Consider the following 16,896-nt stretch of genomic DNA (forward strand, 5'->3'; position numbering starts at 1 on the left):
CCCCGCCGGGGCTGCCTGTCGCTGCTGCTCATGCCAGACCGCTGCCCCCGCTCTCGATCCGGAGGGCGGGGGCAGCGGCGGTTCTCCCAGGCGGGGCCAGCGATCCGCCCGGTTGCGGATGATCCTCATACCCCATGCGGGATTAGTACGTGCAATCCGGGGTCCGATCAGGGACTATTGGCGCAACGGACGTCGGTGATCGGCCCGGCGTCGACCGTGTGGGCCGTTGTGCCCGGCCCCGGTCGGCGGCGGTCCCCAGCAGCCGCTGAACCGGGAGGGTGAGCGCGATGCCTGACATACGACCCACGGTGGGCTCCGGCGCGTTGGTCCTCAACGCCACCTACGAGCCGCTGTGTGTCGTGTCGGTGCGTCGCGCCGCGATCCTCGTCCTCTCCGCGAAGGCGGTCTGCGTCGCTGATGGTGACGGCATCCTGCACAGCGCCCGGGACGCGCTCCCGGTGCCGTCAGTGGTCCGGCTGACCCGCTTCGTCCGGGTGCCGTACCGAACGCATGTCGGGCTGTCCCGGCGGGCGATCTTCGCCCGGGACGGGTGGCGGTGCGCCTACTGCCGGGGTCCGGCCGAGACCATCGACCACGTCTTTCCGCGCAGCCGGGGTGGCCGGCACGCCTGGGAGAACGTGGTCGCCGCGTGCGCACGGTGCAACCACACCAAGGGTGACAAGACCCCTGCCGAGATGGGGTGGCGGTTACACGCCTTGCCGGCCGCACCGAAGGGCACCGCCTGGCGGGTGCTCGGGCACCGCGCTCCCGACCCCCGCTGGGCCGACTGGCTGGATCTGCGGGAGCCGGAGGCGGCCGCCTGATTCCGCAGGGCGTGGTCAGGCTTGGGCTGCCCGGCGCGCTGCGCGTTGGTGGCGGTCGACCGCTCGGCGGTACGCGATCGCGAGTAGCCGGTCGATCTCGGGCAGCAACTGCGGGCCGGGCATGACGATGCTCGCGAAGCCATATTGCGCGTAGCCCGGGTGCGGCACGAGGGTGTCCAGTCGGGCGAAGTCGAACTCGTGCCGGTGCTCCTCGAATGCCTTGGGCGGGAAGCCGAACAGCCGCTCGAACTCGGCCCGGCCCAGGTCCAGGTTGAGGCGAAAGACACCGGGGCGGTCCAGCTGTGCGGCCTCGTCGAAACCGGGCACGTCGTGCTCGACGATTGTGGCGAACGGCTGGCGGCGGTCCGGGCCGACGAGGAAGAACCTGTCGCCCCAGGCCGCCTCGGGTGATCCGTCCTCCTCGCTCGCCACGACCTGCTCGACGCCGGGCAGCGCGACGATCCGATCGGCGAGCATCGCCGCGTCGACGCCTGTCGGGACGTGCAGGACCACGTCGGCGTGTTCGATGGTGGCCCGGTCCAGCGGGAAGTAGCGGTAGTCGTGCGTGCGTTGCTCGGCCGCTTCGATGTCGGACGTCGGCAGGTACCGGGGAAGACAGCTCTCCTGCTGGAGCCGGCCCTCGTAGGTGTCGGCGGCTGGCGGCCCGATGCCGAGTGTCGGGCTTGCGCCGAGGCTGCCGGCGATCACCGCGTACCGGTCGCCCAGCAGCGCCGCGACGATCGCTCCGGCGCCGGCCCAGGCCACCTGCACGTCGGCAAGCGTCATCGTGCTCGGGTGTCGCTGGAGGTGCGTGTTGTGCGCGAAGACCAGCGTGGGCCCGCGGTGTGCCTCGGCCGATCGGATCGCGAGCAGGTTCTCGGCCATCAGCGCGTCCCGGACGGCAGCCAGGCGGGCGAAGCGTTCCTCCTGGGCCAGCGGCGCGGCGGCCGCGGCGTGGTACCGCAGCAACGCGACCGCGGCCGTGGCGTGCACGAATGCCGCAGGCCAGCCCACTGACCTCTGCGGCGCCCGCAGGTACAACTCGGTCAGCAGGTCGTCGGCGAGCACCCGCAGTCGCTGGGCGTCGGTTGAGCGCCCGACCGATCGGCCCGGTTCCCAGATCGCGGCCGTGTCACTCCACCGTCCCTCGTCCCCGATCAGGTCGTCGATCTCGGTGGCCCGGTCCAGGTCGAGGAAGTGGCAGACCTGGGTGAGGCGGCGGCGCGGGCTCGGGGCGCTCTCCAACTCGACCGGAGCGTCGAAGCCGTGGAATGTCAGGCGTTCGGCGACGGGCCGCCCGGCGTTCCACTCCCGCATCCGCAGCAGGAGGTCCCGGTTGGCCGGGGCCGCCCCGAACCCGTGGCTGAGCCCTTCGGCGAGCGCCCGGTCGAGTGTCACAGTGGCGACGCCCTGCACGAACTCGTCGGCGATCAGCCCGGCCGCCCGGTCGCTCTCCACGGCGATCGAGCGGTAGCCGTGCTCAGCCAGCGACAGGAAGGCCTCGTTGCGGAGCTGAAGGAAGGCGGACTCACCATGCGTCGGTTCGCCGAGCGCGAGCAGGTCCGGGGATACCGCCAGCAGGTCGAGAAAAGGTGGCATTCCATGAACCGTATCGTTGAATCAGCGGTTGAGACTTACGAGCGGCGGAGCGCGGTGACAGCCATAAAACCTTCAAACCCGGGGGTACGCCGACCGGTCGACCTCGCGCGTGCACACGGTCTCTCCGCGCAGGCCGTGCGCAACTACGAACGAGACGGCGTCCTGCCCCCGGCCCAGCGCACGCCGAACGGCTACCGTCGCTTCACCGAACTGCACGTCACGGCGCTGCGTGCCTACCTTGCGTTGATCCCGGGCCACGGCTACGCGGCCAGCGGCGACATCATGCGGGCCGTCAACCGGGGCGAGATCGACACGGCGCTGCGAACCATCGACCAGGGGCATGCGCTGCTCCAGCGCGATCGGGAAACCCTGGACGCGGTCGAGGCGGCGGTGTTGACGCTCACCGGAACGAGACCCCTACCGCAGAGCCAGAAAGCCGTGCCGATCAGCGTGGTGGCTCACCGGCTCGGTCTGCGGGCGGCCACGCTGCGCAAATGGGAGCGGGCCGGGGTGCTGCGACCGGTACGTGATCCGGTGACCCACTACCGGCTCTACCTCCCCGACGACGTCCGGGACGCCGAACTGGCCCACCTGTTGCGCCGCGGTGGCTACCGGCTCGACCACATCGCGGGCGTGCTGCGTCGAGTACGCGATGCCGGCGGCGCGGAACCGCTCGCCGCCTCGCTGCGTCAGTGGCGGCAACGGCTCACCGAGCGAGGCCGGGCCATGCTCACCGGGGCCGCCCGGCTCGCCGAATACGTCGACGCCGGTCAACCGCCTGAACGCTCCTTGACCAGCGAGGCGAAGACCACCACGTTGTCCGCGTAGCCGGTCTCGCCGCCGACCCACTGGCCGCCGCAGGTGATCAGTCGGAGGCTCGGGCGGCTGAAGTCGCCGTACACCTCGTCCACCGGCAGTCGGCCCTTGTCGAACTTCTCCACCGAGTTGACCTCGAAGACCGCCACGCGCTGGTCGGTGCGGGTGACCTCGATCTCGTCACCGGAGCGCAGCTCGCGGAGTTTGTGGAAGACCGCCGGCCCGCTGGTGGTGTCGACGTGCCCGACGATCACGGCTGGACCGTACTGGCCCGGGGTGGGCCCCTGGTCGTACCAGCCGGCCTCCTGGGCGCGGGCCGCGTCCGGCACGGCGATCGTGCCGTCCGGGGCGATACCCACGTCGTGTACGGGCGCCCGTACGTCGATCTTGTCGATGACGAGGCTGGTCGGGTCGGCGGCCGGCAGCACCGGGAACTTCTTCGGCGGCGGTCGCAGCCCGGCGCTGAGCCGATCCGGCAGCAGGCTCATCCCGGTCACCTGCTCGACGCCGAGCATCGCCACGATCAGCACCATCAGCGTGGCGATGGCCAGCACCGGCAACCCGGGGCTCGTAACGAACCGGTGGCGGGCCGACGACGGCCCGGCCGGACGTCGCGGCGGCAGCGGACGGGCGGCCGGATCGGTGGTGGTGACGCTCGCCGAAACGGCCTGCCCGGCGACCCGTCGCAGCCGTCCGGAGACGCGGGCCACCAGCCGGCCGGACGCGCGTAGCGCCGGCCCGGCCCGGAGGCGGGCGCGGCGGTCCGGCCGCGCACGCGCGGATCTGCGGGTCATGGGTGATCCGGCTCAGGAGCCGGCTCCCGGTCGACGTCGGCCGCCGGCCATCCCGAGCACGATCGCGGTGGCCACCAACGCCACGCCACCGAACACCAGCAGTGAGCCGGTGCCGCGCCCGCCGGCCATCCCACCGCCACCGGTCGCCGGGCCCTTGCTGGGTGAGGCCATGTTCAGCACGGTCAGCGTGGTCGACGACGTCTGTCCGTTTTCACATCGCAGGTCGACCGGGTACTGATCGGCCGGTTTGTCGCGTGGAACAGTGGCCTGCGCGGTGAGGAAGCCCTTGTCGGGTCTCAGCGTCACGGACCCGAACGCGTCGGAGTGCACGCTGGACTGCCTGTTGTTGTTGTCGTTGTCGCAGCTCGCCTTGATGCTGACCCGGCTGCCGGCCTGGACGCTGTTGGGTGTCACCTCGACGAAGACGTTCTCGCCGGCTCGCGCCGGTGCGACCGACAACAGGACGAACGTCCCGACCAGTCCCACCAGTGTCAGTGCGGACGAGAGCGCGCGGTTGATCGTGCGGACTGCCTGCATGATTTCCCCCCAACCGGCGACTACCGCCGGAACCCTCCCCTGGGCACGCGCGCTGCTTTCCCCGCACCCCGAAGCCAAACCCGCCCGGCCCTCGCCCTCACCCGACCGCCCCAACCCGCGATCTTGCACTTTCTGCACCGACGAATGCCCGCACAAAGGACATAAAGGCAGCAGAAACTGCAAGGTCGCCGCAGTGGAGGGGGCGGGGAGGGGCGCGGGGAGGGAGGGGTTGCGTCAGCGGGGCGGGGGCGGGAGGGGGAGGGGTGTGACGGGGTGCCAGTTCAGGGGGGAGGAGAGGACCATCGTGCTCGACGGTTGGCCGTACGGGGCGAGACGGTCGATGACCCCCTCGAACGCGCCGATCGAACCGGCCGCCACCTTCAGCACGCTGCACGCGTCCCCGGTGATCCGGTGGATCTCCAGGATCTCCGGCCAGTCAGCCACCGCCGGGTCGTGCAGGATGCACCGCGCGCCGTAGCAGGACATCCGGATCAGCGCGACCACGGTGCGGCCGGCGCGGCTCAGGTCGACGTGGGCGTGGTAGCCGGTGATGATCCCGGCCTCCTCCAGCCGACGAACCCGCTCCGCGACTGACGGTGGCGACAGGTGCACCCGCCGGGACAACTCGCTGAAGGAGAGCCGCGCGTCGGCCTGCAACTCGCGCAGCAGCGCCCAGTCCATGTCGTCCACGCTCAGACCTTACTTTCGTGAACCGACTTCGCCTAGTTGCCTTTGGTTTGCCAGGAGAAGCCGGCGGAAGCCGTTGATTCGGCATTCCGCAGGCCGATCCGACCGCGAGATCATGACGTCGGCTAGTCCGGGGGAGGGAGAAGAGATGGTGGATCAGACGGAGCGGCGGGCGCCGAACCGCCGTGCCACGGTGCGACCGGTGACCCCTGGGCAGCGTGTCGCGCAAGCGGAGCGCACCGGTGGCGAACCGACGCTGGAGTTCGCCGACATGGTGCCGTACGACGCGTACGTGCAGGCCAGCGCTCTGCACAAGATGCAGCACCCGCTCAGCAGCGACCCGGGCGAGATGTCCTTCCTGATGGTCAGCCAGATCATGGAGCTGTACTTCGGGCTGACCTGCCACGAGCTGCGCGAGACCCAGCGGCTGATCCACGCCGACCAGATCTGGGAGGCGTTGGCCCCGCTGGGCCGAGCCAAACTGCACCTGGAGGGGCTCAACGCCGCCTGGCAGGGCCTGCGCTGGATGAGCCCGGCCGACTTCAACCGGTTCCGCAACCTGCTCGGTGAGGCCTCCGGCTTCCAGTCGGCGATGTACCGGCAGTTGGAGTTCCTGCTCGGGCTCCGCGACCCGACGCTGATCCGCCCGTTCCGCCGGCAGGCCGAGGTTCATGCCGAGCTGAGCGCCGCGCTGACCACCCCGAGCCTCTGGGACGACGTGCTCGCGTTGCTGGCCCGGCGCGGCTTCGACCTCCCCGCCGACCTGCTCGACCGGGACGTGGCCGTCGAACACGACCCGCACCCGTTGGTGGAGGCGGCCTGGGTGCGAATCTACGACGACGCCAGCCCCGACAATCACCTGCGGCTGCTCGGCGAGGCGCTGAGCGCTGTCGCCGAGGAATTCGGCGACTGGCGCTGGAACCACGTCAAGGCGGTGCAGCGGACGATGGGCGCCAAGGTCGGCAGCGGCGGCTCCGCCGGCCTGGCGTGGTTGCAGCGCAGCATGGCCCGGGTGGTCTTCCCGGAGCTATGGTCGGCCCGCACCGCGATGTGACCGGAGAGCGAGAAGCAATGACGACCCCAGAAGCTGAGCGGCTGGGCTTCGCCGCTGGCGAAGCGCAAGCGCAGCGCCGTGACGAGGCCGACCCCGGTCACCGGCACCTGTTCCACGTGCCACCGGCCGACGGCGGCGACCACCCCGAGTCGGCGTACCTGGCCGGCAACTCGCTCGGCCTGCAACCTCGGGCAACCCGCGACGAACTCCTGGCCGACCTGGACGCGTGGGGGCGGCTCGGCGTGGAGGGGCACATGGAGGCGGAGCGCCCCTGGCTGCCGTACCACGAGCTGTTGACCGGGCCGGCCGCGCGACTGGTCGGCGCCCGGCCCGCGGAGGCCGTGGTGATGAACTCGCTCACTGTCAACCTGCACCTGCTGATGGTGAGTTTCTACCGACCGGCCGGCGCGCGCACCCGCATCGTCATCGAGGACGCCGCTTTCCCCTCGGACAGCTACGCGGTGCGCAGCCAGGCCCGGTTCCACGGCCTGGACCCGGACGACACAGTGGTCCGGTTGCGTCCGCGCGCGGGTGAGGACGCCCTGCGTACCGAGGACGTGACCGACTACCTGGCCGCCGAGGGCGACCGGGTGGCGCTGCTGCTGCTCGGCGGGGTCAACTACCTCACCGGTGAGCTGCTGGACATCCCGGCGATCACGGCTGCCGGCCGGGCCGCCGGTGCGGTTGTCGGTTGGGACCTGGCCCACGCGGTCGGCAACGTGCCGCTGGCCCTGCACGACTGGGACGTCGACTTCGCCGCGTGGTGCTCCTACAAGTACCTGAACTCCGGCCCGGGTGCCCTCGCTGGCGTCTTCGTGCACGAGCGCCACCTCGGCGACGAGAACCTCCAGCGGTTCGAGGGGTGGTGGAGCACAGCGGCGGCCACCCGGTTCGAGATGACGCCGGTGTCCCGACCACCGGCCACTGTGGAGGCCTGGCAGATCTCCAACCCGCCGATCTTCGCGATGGGCCCGGTGCGTACCTCGCTGGAGCTGTTCGACGCGGTGGGAATGACCGCGCTGCGCGCGCGCAGCCAGCGCCTCACCGGCTGGCTGGAGTCACTGCTCGACGAGGTGACCGTCGGCCGGCCGCTGCGGGTGGTCACCCCGCGTGACCCGGCCCGCCGAGGCTGCCAGCTCTCCGTGCGCATCGGGTCGGGCAGCGCCGCCGAGCTGACCAAACGCCTACGGTACGAACACGGGGTCATCGCCGACGCCCGCGAACCCGACGTCGTGCGGTTCGCCCCGGTGCCGCTGTATTCCACGTACCTCGACTGCTGGCGGGCGGCCGCGGCGCTCGCCGCGACGGTGGGGGCGACCTCTGTGAGCGCGAGGAGTGAGTCGGGGTTGCGAGCCCCGCAGTCGCGAACGAAAGGCGGCTCAGCATGACCGCGCGGCGTGACGAGATCGCGATCATCGGTGCCGGGCTGGCCGGCTGTCTGGCTGCCTGCTTCCTGGCCCGGCGTGGTTACCCGGTGGCCCTCTACGAGCGCCGCTCCGACCCTCGTGTCGGCACCGCCGAACGCGGTCGCTCGATCAACCTGGCGCTCTCCGAGCGCGGCCTGGACGCCCTGCGCCGCATCGGGCTGGCCGAGCAGGTGATGGCCGACGCGCTGCCGATGCGCGGCCGGATGATCCACCCGGTCGAGGGCGAGCAGCAGTTCCAGTCGTACAGCGCGGCCGGCGACCGGGCGATCAACTCGATCAGCCGGGGCGCGTTGAACAACGCCCTGCTGGACGAGGCCGCCGCGCTGCCGGGCGTGCGGGTCGTCTTCGACCACCGGCTGGTCGGGCTCGACCCGACTGACGGCGCCCTGAGCTTCGAGACCCCGCAGGGCCCGGTCGCGGCGAAGGCATCGGTCGTGCTGGGCGCCGACGGCGCCGGATCCGCGGTGCGTGGGCAACTGCTGGCGTACGGGCTGCTGGACGAGAGTGTGGACTTCCTCGACTACGGCTACAAGGAGCTGACGATCCCGCCGTTGGGTGGGGACTTCGCCCTGGAGGAGGACGCGCTGCACATCTGGCCGCGCGGCACCTCGATGATGATCGCGCTGCCGAACCCGGACCGCTCCTTCACCTGCACGCTGTTCTGGCCCAACGACGGTGCCGGCAGCTTCGCCTCGCTGACCAGCCCGGCGGAGATCGAACGGCACTTCACCGAGCACTACCCGGACGTGGTCCCGCTTGCCCCGAACCTGGTCGACGACTACCAGCACAACCCGGTGGGCGTGCTCGGGACTGTGCGCTGCACCCCGTGGCAGGTCAGCGGAAAGGTCGGTCTGCTCGGCGACGCGGCGCACGCCATAGTGCCGTTCTACGGCCAGGGCGCCAACTGCGCCTTCGAGGACGTGGTGGAGCTGGACCGCTGCCTGGACGAGTGCGCCGACGACTGGTTGGCGGCGCTGCCGCTGTTCCAGCGGCGCCGGCAGGAGAACGCCGAGGCCATCGCGACGATGGCGCTGACCAACTTCGTGGAGATGCGGGACAAGGTCGCCTCCCCGGTCTTCCAGACCCGACGGCGGGTCGAGCACGCACTGGAACGGGCCCTGCCCGGCCGGTACGTTTCCCAGTACGAGCTGGTGTCGTTCTCCACCACCCCGTATGCGGAGGTGCGCCGCCGGGTGCGCCAACAGCACCTGGTGCTCGGGGCGGTCGTCGGCGGGGCCGCGCTGCTGCTGGTCGGCGCGATCGGCGCGGCACTGGGCCGAGGGAGGCGCGCATGACCGGCAACTGGGATCCGCGGCTGATGGCCGGCCACGCGCCGAGTGGTCCGCAGCGGTTGCGCAACTTCGTCGCCGGTGAGTTCGTCGACGGCGGGAACACGTTCGCCAAGGCCAGCCCGGTCACCGGGGAGCAGGTCTTCGAGGTCGACGAGGCATCGCGGTCGACGGTGGACGATGCGGTGGCCGCCGCCCGGGCGGCGCTGCGGGGGCCGTGGGGCCGGATGGGGGAGCGCGAGCGCGCCGAGGTGCTGCGCCGCGTCGCCGACGAGCTGGAGCGCCGCTTCGACGACCTGGTCACCGCCGAGGTCGCCGACACCGGCAAATCCATCGCCCAGGCCCGCACCCTGGACATCCCGCGCGGCGCCGCGAACTTCCGCGCGTTCGCGGAGATCGTGGCGACCACACCCACCGAGTCATTCACCACCGTCACCCCGACCGGCGGTCGGGCACTCAACTACGCGCTGCGTAAGCCGGTCGGCGTGGTCGCGGTCATCGTGCCGTGGAACCTGCCGTTGCTGCTGCTCACCTGGAAGGTTGCTCCGGCGCTGGCCTGCGGCAACGCCGTCGTGGTCAAGCCCAGCGAGGAGACTCCCGCCTCGGCGACGGTGCTCGCCGAGGTGATGGCCGCCGCTGGCGTACCGGCCGGCGTGTTCAACCTGGTGCACGGCTTCGGGCCGGACTCGGCGGGCGAGTTCCTCACCCGCCACCCGGGCGTCGACGCGATCACCTTCACCGGCGAGTCGGCCACCGGCGGCGCGATCATGCGTGCCGCCGCCGACGGGGTGAAGGCGGTGAGCTTCGAACTCGGCGGCAAGAACGCCGGCCTGGTCTTCGCCGACGCCGACCTGGACGCCGCGGTGGCCGGCTCGGTGCGGTCCAGCTTCACCAACGGCGGTCAGGTGTGTCTCTGCACCGAGCGCATCTACGTGCAGCGGCCAGTCTTCGAGGAGTTCACCGCCCGACTGGCGAAGCGGGCGGGCGAGCTGGCGTACGGCTGGCCGACCGATGAGGCGACCGCCACCATGCCGCTGATCTCCCACCAGCACCGGGCGAAGGTGCTCGGCGCGTACGAGCTGGCCCGGTCCGAGGGCGCCGAGGTGCTCACCGGCGGCGGTACGCCCACCTTCGGCGACACCCGCGACGGCGGGTCGTACGTGCAGCCGACGGTGCTCACCGGGCTCGGCCCGGACGCCCGCACCAACCGCGAGGAGATCTTCGGCCCGGTGGTGCACGTCGCGCCGTTCGACACGGAGGACGAGGCGTACGCCCTCGCCAACGGCACCGAGTACGGCCTGGCGGCGACCGTGTGGACCCGGGACGTGGGCGTCGCGCACCGGGCCGGCGCCCGGCTCGACGCCGGCATCGTCTGGGTCAACACCTGGTTCCTGCGGGACCTGCGTACCCCGTTCGGCGGGGTGAAGGCGTCCGGGATCGGTCGCGAGGGCGGCGTGCACTCGCTGAACTTCTACTCCGAACTCACGAACGTCTGCGTGGACCTGTCGTGAGCCGTAGCGAGGGAGCGGGCATGGAAGCTGACATCGAGGCCGCCAACCGGGAGTTGGCCGACGCCCGCAGCACCGGTAAGCCGTGCGCGCCGCTTCGGGGCCGGCTGCTGCCCGAGGGCGACGTCGAGGCCGCGTACCGGGTGCAGCAACTCCAGGCGCGGGCCTGGCAGGGCCGCGGCGAACGCCGGGTCGGCGCGAAGATCGGGCTGACCTCCCGGGCGGTGCAGGAGACCTTCGGGGTGTTCCAACCGGACTTCGGCATGCTGACCGACGCCATGGCGGTCGGCGACGGGGTCGAGGTGCCCATCGACCGACTGCTTCAGCCTCGGGTCGAGGCGGAGATCGCGTTCGTGCTCGACAAGGATCTCCCGAACCCGCAGCTCACCACCGTCGACCTGATTCGCGCGGTCGACCACGTGCTGCCGGCGATCGAGATCGTCGACTCCCGGATCGCCGCCTGGGACATCTCCATCGTGGACACCGTCGCCGACAACGCCTCCAGCGGGCTCTTCGTGCTCGGCACCACGCCGCGCCGGCTCGCCGACGTGGACCTGCGACTGTGCGGGATGGTGCTGGAGCACGCCGGCGAGCCGGTGTCGGTGGGTGCGGGCGCCGCCTGCCTGGGCAACCCGCTGCACGCCCTGCTGTGGCTGGCTGGCACCCTCGCCCGCGCCGGTGACCCGCTGCGTGCCGGGGACGTGGTGCTCTCCGGGGCGCTCGGCCCGATGGTGCCGGTCACCCCGGGCGCCGCGTACGAGGCCCGGATCTCCGGGCTGGGTTCGGTGCGCACCTGCTTCAGCAAGGAGACTTCCGCGTGACCACCGGTATAGCTGTGCTTGGTTCCGGGAACATCGGCACCGACCTGATGATCAAGGTGTTGCGGCTGAGCGACAGCCTGCGCATGGTGGCGATGGCCGGTATCGACCCGGCCTCCGACGGCCTGGCGCGTGCTCGTCGGCTCGGCGTCGCCACCACCGCCGACGGCGTGGACGGGCTCGTCGCGCTGCCCGAGTTCGCCGACGTCGAGTTGGTGTTCGACGCCACCTCGGCCGGCGCGCACCGACGCCACGACGAGGTGCTGCGCGCCCTCGGCCGGACTGTGGTCGACCTGACCCCGGCCGCGATCGGCCCGTACGTGGTGCCGCCGGTCAACCTCGACGAGCACCTGCACCAGCCCAACGTCAACATGGTGACCTGTGGCGGACAGGCGACAGTGCCGATCGTCGCCGCGGTACGCCGGGTCACCCCGGTGGCGTACGGGGAGATCGTCGCCTCGATCGCGTCGAAGTCCGCCGGGCCGGGAACCCGCGCCAACATCGACGAGTTCACCGAGACCACGGCCCGCGCCATCGAGGTGGTGGGCGGTGCCGAGCGGGGCAAGGCGATCATCGTGCTGAACCCGGCGGACCCGCCGCTGCTGATGCGGGACACCGTCTACTGCCTCTGCCCGGACGCCGACGCGGACACCGACGCGATCGCCGCCTCGGTGGCGGACATGGTGGCGACCGTGCAGGAGTACGTCCCCGGTTACCGGCTCAAGCAGGACGTGCAGTTCGACCGGGTCGAGGCGTACCTGCCGACGCTCGGGCGGCGGCTCACCGCTCTTCAGGTGTCGGTCTTCCTGGAGGTCTCCGGAGCCGGGCACTACCTGCCCGCGTACGCCGGGAACCTGGACATCATGACCTCCGCCGCGCTGCGCACCGCGGAGCGGCTGGTCGCCCTGCGTTCCTCGGAGGTGACCGCGCCATGACCGACCTTTACATCCAGGACGTGACGCTGCGCGACGGCATGCACGCCATCGCCCACCAGTACACAGTCGACCAGGTACGCACCATCGCCGCCGCGCTGGACGCCGCCGGGGTGGCCGCCATCGAGGTGGCGCACGGTGACGGGCTCGCCGGTTCCAGCGTCAACTACGGCCACGGCGCGGCCAGCGATGCCGAATGGATCTCCGCCGCCGCCGAGGTGCTGAACACGGCGAAGCTGACCACGCTGCTGCTGCCCGGGATCGGCACCATCGCCGACCTGAAGGCGGCGAAGGCGCTCGGGGTGACCAGCGTGCGCATCGCCACCCACTGCACGGAGGCGGACATCTCCGCCCAGCACATCTCGTGGGCCCGGGAGAACGGCATGGACGTCGCCGGGTTCCTGATGATGTCGCACATGAACGATCCGGCCGGGTTGGCCGGGCAGGCCAAGCTGATGGAGTCGTACGGGGCGCACTGCGTCTACGTCACCGACTCCGGCGGTCGGCTGCTGATGTCCGACGTGGCGCAGCGGGTCGACGCGTACCGGCAGGTCCTCGCCCCGGAGACGCAGATCGGCATCCACGCGCACCACAACCTGTCGCTCGGGGTCGCCAACAGCGTGCTCGCCGTCGAGCACGGTCGGATCACCGGGTCCGGGCCGGTCGGCCCCGACGCGGTGCACGGTCGGACCGTCCGCGTCGACGCCTCCCTCGCCGGCATGGGCGCGGGCGCCGGAAACGCGCCGCTGGAGGTCTTCGTCGCGGTCGCCGAGCTGCACGGCTGGAAGCACGGCTGTGACGTGTTCGCGCTGATGGACGCCGCCGACGACATCGTCCGCCCGTTGCAGGACCGGCCGGTCCAGGTGGACCGGGAGACGCTCTCCCTGGGGTACGCGGGTGTCTACTCCAGCTTCCTGCGGCACGCCGAGCGCGCCTCCGCGAAGTACGGCGTGGACGTCCGGTCGATCCTGGTCGAGCTGGGCCGCCGCCGGATGGTCGGCGGCCAGGAGGACATGATCGTGGACGTGGCCCTCGACCTGGCCGACAAGGAGGAGCATTCATGATCGGCGTGGACATCGTCGGGATCGCCGAGAAGCTGGGCACGGCGGCCGACTCGGCCACCGCCATCCCGCAACTCGCCGCCGAGACCGGCCTCGACGTGGACACCGCGTACGCCGTGCAGGCCGCGCTGCTGCAACGCCGGCTGAACGCCGGTGAGCGGTTGGTCGGGTTGAAGATGGGGCTGACCAGCAGGGCGAAGATGGCCCAGGTCGGCGTGGACGAGGTGATCTGGGGGCAACTCACCAACGCGATGCGGGTGCCCGACGGCGGCGCCGTGGACCCGGCCGCGTACATCCATCCCCGGGTCGAGCCGGAGGTGGCGTTCCTGCTGGACCGGCTGCCCGAGCCGGGCGAGCCGGTCGGCGACTTCGCCACGGCGGTCCGCGCGGTCGCCCCGGCCATCGAATTGATCGACTCCCGGTACGCGGACTTCCGTTTCTCGTTGCCCGACGTGGTCGCGGACAACACCTCGGCCGCCGCCTTCGTGATCGGGCCGTGGTCGCCGGTGCCGGCAGGGCTGGACAACCTGGGCGTGCTGCTGGAGATCGACGGGCGGGTGGCGCAGGTCGGTTCGACGGCGGCGATCCTCGGTGATCCGCGCCGGGCGCTCGACGAGGGCATCCGGTTGGCGGGCCGGCACGGGGTGCGGCTGGAGTCCGGCTGGGTGTTCCTGGCCGGTGCCGCCACCGCCGCTGTTCCGTTGCGTCCCGGCGCCCACGTCCGCGCCGTCGTCGAGAAGCTCGGCACTGCCTCGCTGCGGGCGTCGTCGTGACCGCCCGGGTGGTGGCCGGGAAGGCCGTCCCGCGAGGGGCTTTTCCGCACGTCAAGGTCGCCGGTGGCTTCGTCTTCGTCTCCGGTACGTCGTCGCGGCGCGCGGACAACACCTTCGCCGGCGTCGAGGTGGACGGGTTCGGCACCACCAACCTCGACATCCGGGTGCAGACGCGGGCCGTCATCGAGAACGTGCGGGATCTGCTGCGTTCGGTCGGCGCGGACCTCACCGACCTGGTGCAGGTGACGGCGTACCTGGTCAACATGAACGACTTCGGTGGTTACAACGAGGTGTGGGCCGAGTTCTTCGACGCCTCCGGACCGACCCGTACGACGGTGGCGGTACACCAGTTGCCGCACCCGCACCTGCTGATCGAAATCCAGGCCGTGGCCCTTCTTCCCTCGGGAGGTCAGTCGTGAGTGAGATCGCCGAGCCGTTCAGCTTTCCGGGCTGGATCGCCGACAACCAGCACCTGTTGAAGCCCCCGGTGGGCAACAAGGAGATGTTCCCCGGCGGGGACGACTTCATCGTGATGGTGGTGGGTGGGCCCAACCAGCGCACCGATTTCCACGTGGACCCGTACGAGGAGTTCTTCTACCAGGTCAAGGGCAACATGCACATCAACCTGGTCACCCCGGAAGGGCCGCGCACCGTGCACGTGCGCGAGGGGCAGATGTGGATGTTGCCGCGAAACACCCCGCACTCGCCGCAGCGGCCGGAGGCCGGCTCGATCGGCATGGTCGTCGAGCGGGTCCGTGAGGAGGGCACCCTGGAGACGTTCCAGTGGTACTGCCCGGAGTGCGGCGACAAGGTGCACGAGGTCGAGTTGCAGGTCCGCGACATCGCCGCCGATCTTCCGCCGGTGTTCCAGGCGTTCTACGCCGACGAGTCGGCGCGCACCTGTGCCAACTGCGGCACCCTGCACCCGGGCAAGGGCTGATGCCCGCAGGCGTGGTCGACGTGCACACGCACGTCGTACCGAAGGGTTGGCCGGACCTGGGCGCGGCGTGCGGCGGGTCCGACTGGCCGTGGTTGCGGGTCGACTCCGAGCGCGCCGCCATGATCATGGTGGGGGAGACGGAGTTCCGCCCGGTCGGCGCGGAGTGCTGGGACGCGTCGCGCCGACTGGCCGACATGGACGCCGACGGCGTGGCCGTGCAGGTGGTCTCGCCCACCCCGGTCTTCTTCAGCTACGACCGTCCGGCCGACCAGGCGGTGAAGGTCGCCCGGATCTTCAACGACCTGACCCTGGAGGTCACCGCGGCCGGGGGTGACCGACTGGTGCCGTTCTGCCAGGTGCCGCTCCAGGACCCGGAGGCCGCCTGTGCCGAGCTGGACCGCAGCCTCGCCGCCGGGCACGTGGGCGTGGAGATCGGCAACCACGTCGGCGACCGGGACCTGGACGACGCCGGTGTGGTCACCTTCCTCCAGCACTGCGCCGAGGTGGGAGCACCCGTCTTCGTCCACCCGTGGGACATGCCGGGCGGGCCACGACTGGACCGCTGGATGGCCCGCTGGCTCACCGGGATGCCCGCCGAGACGCACCTGTCGGTGCTGGCGATGATCCTCGGCGGTGTCTTCGACCGGGTGCCCGAGACGCTGCGAATCTGTTTCGCGCACGGCGGCGGCAGTTTCCCGTTCTGGCTCGGCCGCGCCGACAACGCCTGGCACCGCCGCGGCGACCTGGTCCGGGGCGCTTCCGCCGGTCCGCCCAGCAGCTACCTCGACCGGTTCAGCGTCGACTCGGTGGTCTTCGCGCCGCCCGCCCTGCGGCTGCTGGTCGACACCCTGGGAGAGGATCGGGTGCTGGTCGGCAGCGACTACCCGTACCCGCTGGGTGAACGGCCGGTCGGCGCGGTGGTTCACGCGGCCGACTTCCTCAGCGAGGACCAACGCGACAAGCTCCTGTCCACCAACGCCCTGCGCTTCCTGCACGGCTGAGCGCGGCTCGACTCGTCAAGGGTGCGGTGGGCATCCGGTTGGTCCGTTTCCGGTCTCCGGCGCGTGTCGGCTGCGCGAAGGGCCGACTGCCGGCAGGATGGCGTAATGGCCGAGCCGCACGACCTGACCGCGTTGGAACAGGCCGCCGCGATCACCCGCGGCGAGCTGTCCAGCGTCGACCTGGTCGAGCATTCCCTGCGCCGGGTCGCGGCGCTCGGCGACACCGTGGGCGCGTTCGTCACCGTCACACCGGACCTCGCCCGGCAGGCCGCGCGCGCCGCCGACGCGGTGCCCCACGAGGAGCGCGGCCCACTGCACGGCGTGCCGACCGCGATCAAGGACCTGACGCTCACCGCCGGGGTTCGCACCACCTTCGGTTCGGCCGCCTTCGTCGACTTCGTCCCGCCGGTCGACGCCGACGTGGTCCGCTTCATCAAGGCCGCCGGTCTGGTCAGCCTGGGCAAGACGACCACCTCCGAGCTGGGCTGTTCGCTCTACTCCGAGGGCCGGGTCGCGCCGCCGGCCCGCAACCCGTGGCAGTTGGCGTACACGGCGGGCGGTTCCAGCGGCGGCTCGGCGGCGGCGGTCGCGGCCGGGCTGGTCCCGGTCGCCCAGGGATCCGACGGCGGTGGGTCGCTGCGCATCCCGGCGTCGCTCTGCGGCCTGGTCGGCTACAAGCCCAGTCGGGGCCTCGTCTCCGGCGGGCCGATCGGCTCCGGCGCGTTCGGCCTGCCCACCGCCGGCCCGCTCGGGCGGACGGTCACCGACGTCGCCGCACTGCTCGACGTCATGGCCGTTCCCGTCCCCGGCGAGCCGTATCTGCCGCCGGCCGCGCC

17 protein-coding genes and 1 pseudogene are annotated in these 16,896 nt (G+C 71.5%); 14 read left to right on the forward strand and 4 right to left on the reverse strand.

Annotated elements, in window-relative coordinates; genetic code table 11:
* Positions 1-287 precede the first annotated feature (287 nt).
* Positions 288-824 carry an HNH endonuclease gene (locus tag AB0B48_RS24585; protein WP_030333470.1) on the forward strand — a complete coding sequence of 179 codons (537 nt, stop codon included), beginning with the start codon at positions 288-290 and terminating at the stop codon, positions 822-824.
* 15 nt (positions 825-839) lie between these two features.
* Here AB0B48_RS24585 and AB0B48_RS24590 read toward each other — a convergent pair whose 3' ends face one another.
* Complete coding sequence (locus AB0B48_RS24590) at positions 840-2,423, reverse strand: DUF6194 family protein (protein WP_357205401.1); 1,584 nt, start codon at positions 2,421-2,423, stop codon at positions 840-842.
* Positions 2,424-2,477: 54 nt separating this feature from the next.
* Here AB0B48_RS24590 and AB0B48_RS24595 point away from each other — a divergent pair, with 54 nt between their 5' ends.
* Positions 2,478-3,251, forward strand: coding sequence for a MerR family transcriptional regulator (locus AB0B48_RS24595; RefSeq protein WP_357205404.1), 774 nt, complete (start codon positions 2,478-2,480; stop codon positions 3,249-3,251).
* Here the strand turns inward: AB0B48_RS24595 and AB0B48_RS24600 are convergent.
* The 3 genes from AB0B48_RS24600 to AB0B48_RS24610 all read right to left on the reverse strand — a co-directional run bounded on the left by AB0B48_RS24600 (position 3,194) and on the right by AB0B48_RS24610 (position 5,260).
* The gene (locus AB0B48_RS24600) at positions 3,194-4,033 is read right to left on the reverse strand and encodes a class F sortase (protein WP_357205407.1); all 840 of its coding nucleotides are present in this window, start codon (positions 4,031-4,033) and stop codon (positions 3,194-3,196) included. The two genes, AB0B48_RS24595 and AB0B48_RS24600, sit on opposite strands and share 58 nt — an antisense overlap.
* Before the next feature lie 12 nt (positions 4,034-4,045).
* Positions 4,046-4,570 (reverse strand): hypothetical protein, encoded by a 525-nt coding sequence (locus AB0B48_RS24605; RefSeq protein ID WP_357205410.1) that lies wholly within the window; start codon positions 4,568-4,570, stop codon positions 4,046-4,048.
* Between the two features lie 234 nt (positions 4,571-4,804).
* Complete coding sequence (locus tag AB0B48_RS24610) at positions 4,805-5,260, reverse strand: Lrp/AsnC family transcriptional regulator (protein ID WP_357205412.1); 456 nt, start codon at positions 5,258-5,260, stop codon at positions 4,805-4,807.
* A 148-nt stretch (positions 5,261-5,408) separates the two neighbouring features.
* Between AB0B48_RS24610 and AB0B48_RS24615 the strand changes: the two genes are divergently transcribed.
* From AB0B48_RS24615 to AB0B48_RS24670, 12 genes and pseudogenes are all read left to right on the forward strand, one after another.
* On the forward strand, positions 5,409-6,311 hold the full coding sequence (locus AB0B48_RS24615; protein WP_357205438.1) for a tryptophan 2,3-dioxygenase family protein: 903 nt from the start codon (positions 5,409-5,411) through the stop codon (positions 6,309-6,311).
* A pseudogene (kynU, locus tag AB0B48_RS24620) lies at positions 6,287-7,621 on the forward strand (kynureninase); the annotation flags it as partial. The gene AB0B48_RS24615 and the pseudogene kynU, both read left to right, overlap by 25 nt.
* Positions 7,622-7,695: 74 nt before the next feature.
* Positions 7,696-9,033 (forward strand): NAD(P)/FAD-dependent oxidoreductase, encoded by a 1,338-nt coding sequence (locus AB0B48_RS24625; protein ID WP_357205415.1) that lies wholly within the window; start codon positions 7,696-7,698, stop codon positions 9,031-9,033.
* A 23-nt stretch (positions 9,034-9,056) separates the two neighbouring features.
* Positions 9,057-10,538 (forward strand): 2-hydroxymuconic semialdehyde dehydrogenase, encoded by a 1,482-nt coding sequence (locus tag AB0B48_RS24630; RefSeq protein ID WP_357205440.1) that lies wholly within the window; start codon positions 9,057-9,059, stop codon positions 10,536-10,538.
* Between the two features lie 20 nt (positions 10,539-10,558).
* Positions 10,559-11,356 (forward strand): fumarylacetoacetate hydrolase family protein, encoded by a 798-nt coding sequence (locus AB0B48_RS24635; protein WP_357205418.1) that lies wholly within the window; start codon positions 10,559-10,561, stop codon positions 11,354-11,356.
* Positions 11,353-12,288 (forward strand): acetaldehyde dehydrogenase (acetylating), encoded by a 936-nt coding sequence (locus tag AB0B48_RS24640; protein WP_357205420.1) that lies wholly within the window; start codon positions 11,353-11,355, stop codon positions 12,286-12,288. The genes AB0B48_RS24635 and AB0B48_RS24640 overlap by 4 nt, the downstream gene beginning before the upstream one ends.
* On the forward strand, positions 12,285-13,349 hold the full coding sequence (dmpG, locus tag AB0B48_RS24645) for a 4-hydroxy-2-oxovalerate aldolase (RefSeq protein ID WP_357205423.1): 1,065 nt from the start codon (positions 12,285-12,287) through the stop codon (positions 13,347-13,349). Before AB0B48_RS24640 ends, dmpG begins: the two co-directional genes overlap by 4 nt.
* Positions 13,346-14,119, forward strand: a complete 774-nt coding sequence (locus AB0B48_RS24650) for a fumarylacetoacetate hydrolase family protein (RefSeq protein ID WP_357205426.1) — start codon at positions 13,346-13,348, stop codon at positions 14,117-14,119. The genes dmpG and AB0B48_RS24650 overlap by 4 nt, the downstream gene beginning before the upstream one ends.
* The gene (locus tag AB0B48_RS24655) at positions 14,116-14,538 is read left to right on the forward strand and encodes a RidA family protein (RefSeq protein ID WP_238669047.1); all 423 of its coding nucleotides are present in this window, start codon (positions 14,116-14,118) and stop codon (positions 14,536-14,538) included. Before AB0B48_RS24650 ends, AB0B48_RS24655 begins: the two co-directional genes overlap by 4 nt.
* Positions 14,535-15,059 (forward strand): 3-hydroxyanthranilate 3,4-dioxygenase, encoded by a 525-nt coding sequence (locus tag AB0B48_RS24660; RefSeq protein ID WP_357205430.1) that lies wholly within the window; start codon positions 14,535-14,537, stop codon positions 15,057-15,059. Before AB0B48_RS24655 ends, AB0B48_RS24660 begins: the two co-directional genes overlap by 4 nt.
* On the forward strand, positions 15,059-16,060 hold the full coding sequence (locus AB0B48_RS24665; protein ID WP_357205434.1) for an amidohydrolase family protein: 1,002 nt from the start codon (positions 15,059-15,061) through the stop codon (positions 16,058-16,060). Before AB0B48_RS24660 ends, AB0B48_RS24665 begins: the two co-directional genes overlap by 1 nt.
* Before the next feature lie 105 nt (positions 16,061-16,165).
* Positions 16,166-16,896: amidase (locus AB0B48_RS24670; RefSeq protein WP_357205436.1), on the forward strand; the 731-nt coding region annotated here is incomplete at its 3' end.

It is taken from the genome of Micromonospora sp. NPDC049089 (assembly GCF_040648775.1).
GTDB lineage: Bacteria > Actinomycetota > Actinomycetes > Mycobacteriales > Micromonosporaceae > Micromonospora.

Coding starts and splice junctions, on each gene's coding strand:
- AB0B48_RS24585 (WP_030333470.1), top strand. CDS start 288: ATGCCTGACATACGACCCACGGTGGGCTCCGGCGCGTTGGTCCTCAAC.
- AB0B48_RS24590 (WP_357205401.1), bottom strand. CDS start 2,423: ATGCCACCTTTTCTCGACCTGCTGGCGGTATCCCCGGACCTGCTCGCG.
- AB0B48_RS24600 (WP_357205407.1), bottom strand. CDS start 4,033: ATGACCCGCAGATCCGCGCGTGCGCGGCCGGACCGCCGCGCCCGCCTC.
- AB0B48_RS24605 (WP_357205410.1), bottom strand. CDS start 4,570: ATGCAGGCAGTCCGCACGATCAACCGCGCGCTCTCGTCCGCACTGACA.
- AB0B48_RS24625 (WP_357205415.1), top strand. CDS start 7,696: ATGACCGCGCGGCGTGACGAGATCGCGATCATCGGTGCCGGGCTGGCC.
- AB0B48_RS24630 (WP_357205440.1), top strand. CDS start 9,057: ATGGCCGGCCACGCGCCGAGTGGTCCGCAGCGGTTGCGCAACTTCGTC.
- AB0B48_RS24635 (WP_357205418.1), top strand. CDS start 10,559: ATGGAAGCTGACATCGAGGCCGCCAACCGGGAGTTGGCCGACGCCCGC.
- dmpG (WP_357205423.1), top strand. CDS start 12,285: ATGACCGACCTTTACATCCAGGACGTGACGCTGCGCGACGGCATGCAC.
- AB0B48_RS24650 (WP_357205426.1), top strand. CDS start 13,346: ATGATCGGCGTGGACATCGTCGGGATCGCCGAGAAGCTGGGCACGGCG.
- AB0B48_RS24665 (WP_357205434.1), top strand. CDS start 15,059: ATGCCCGCAGGCGTGGTCGACGTGCACACGCACGTCGTACCGAAGGGT.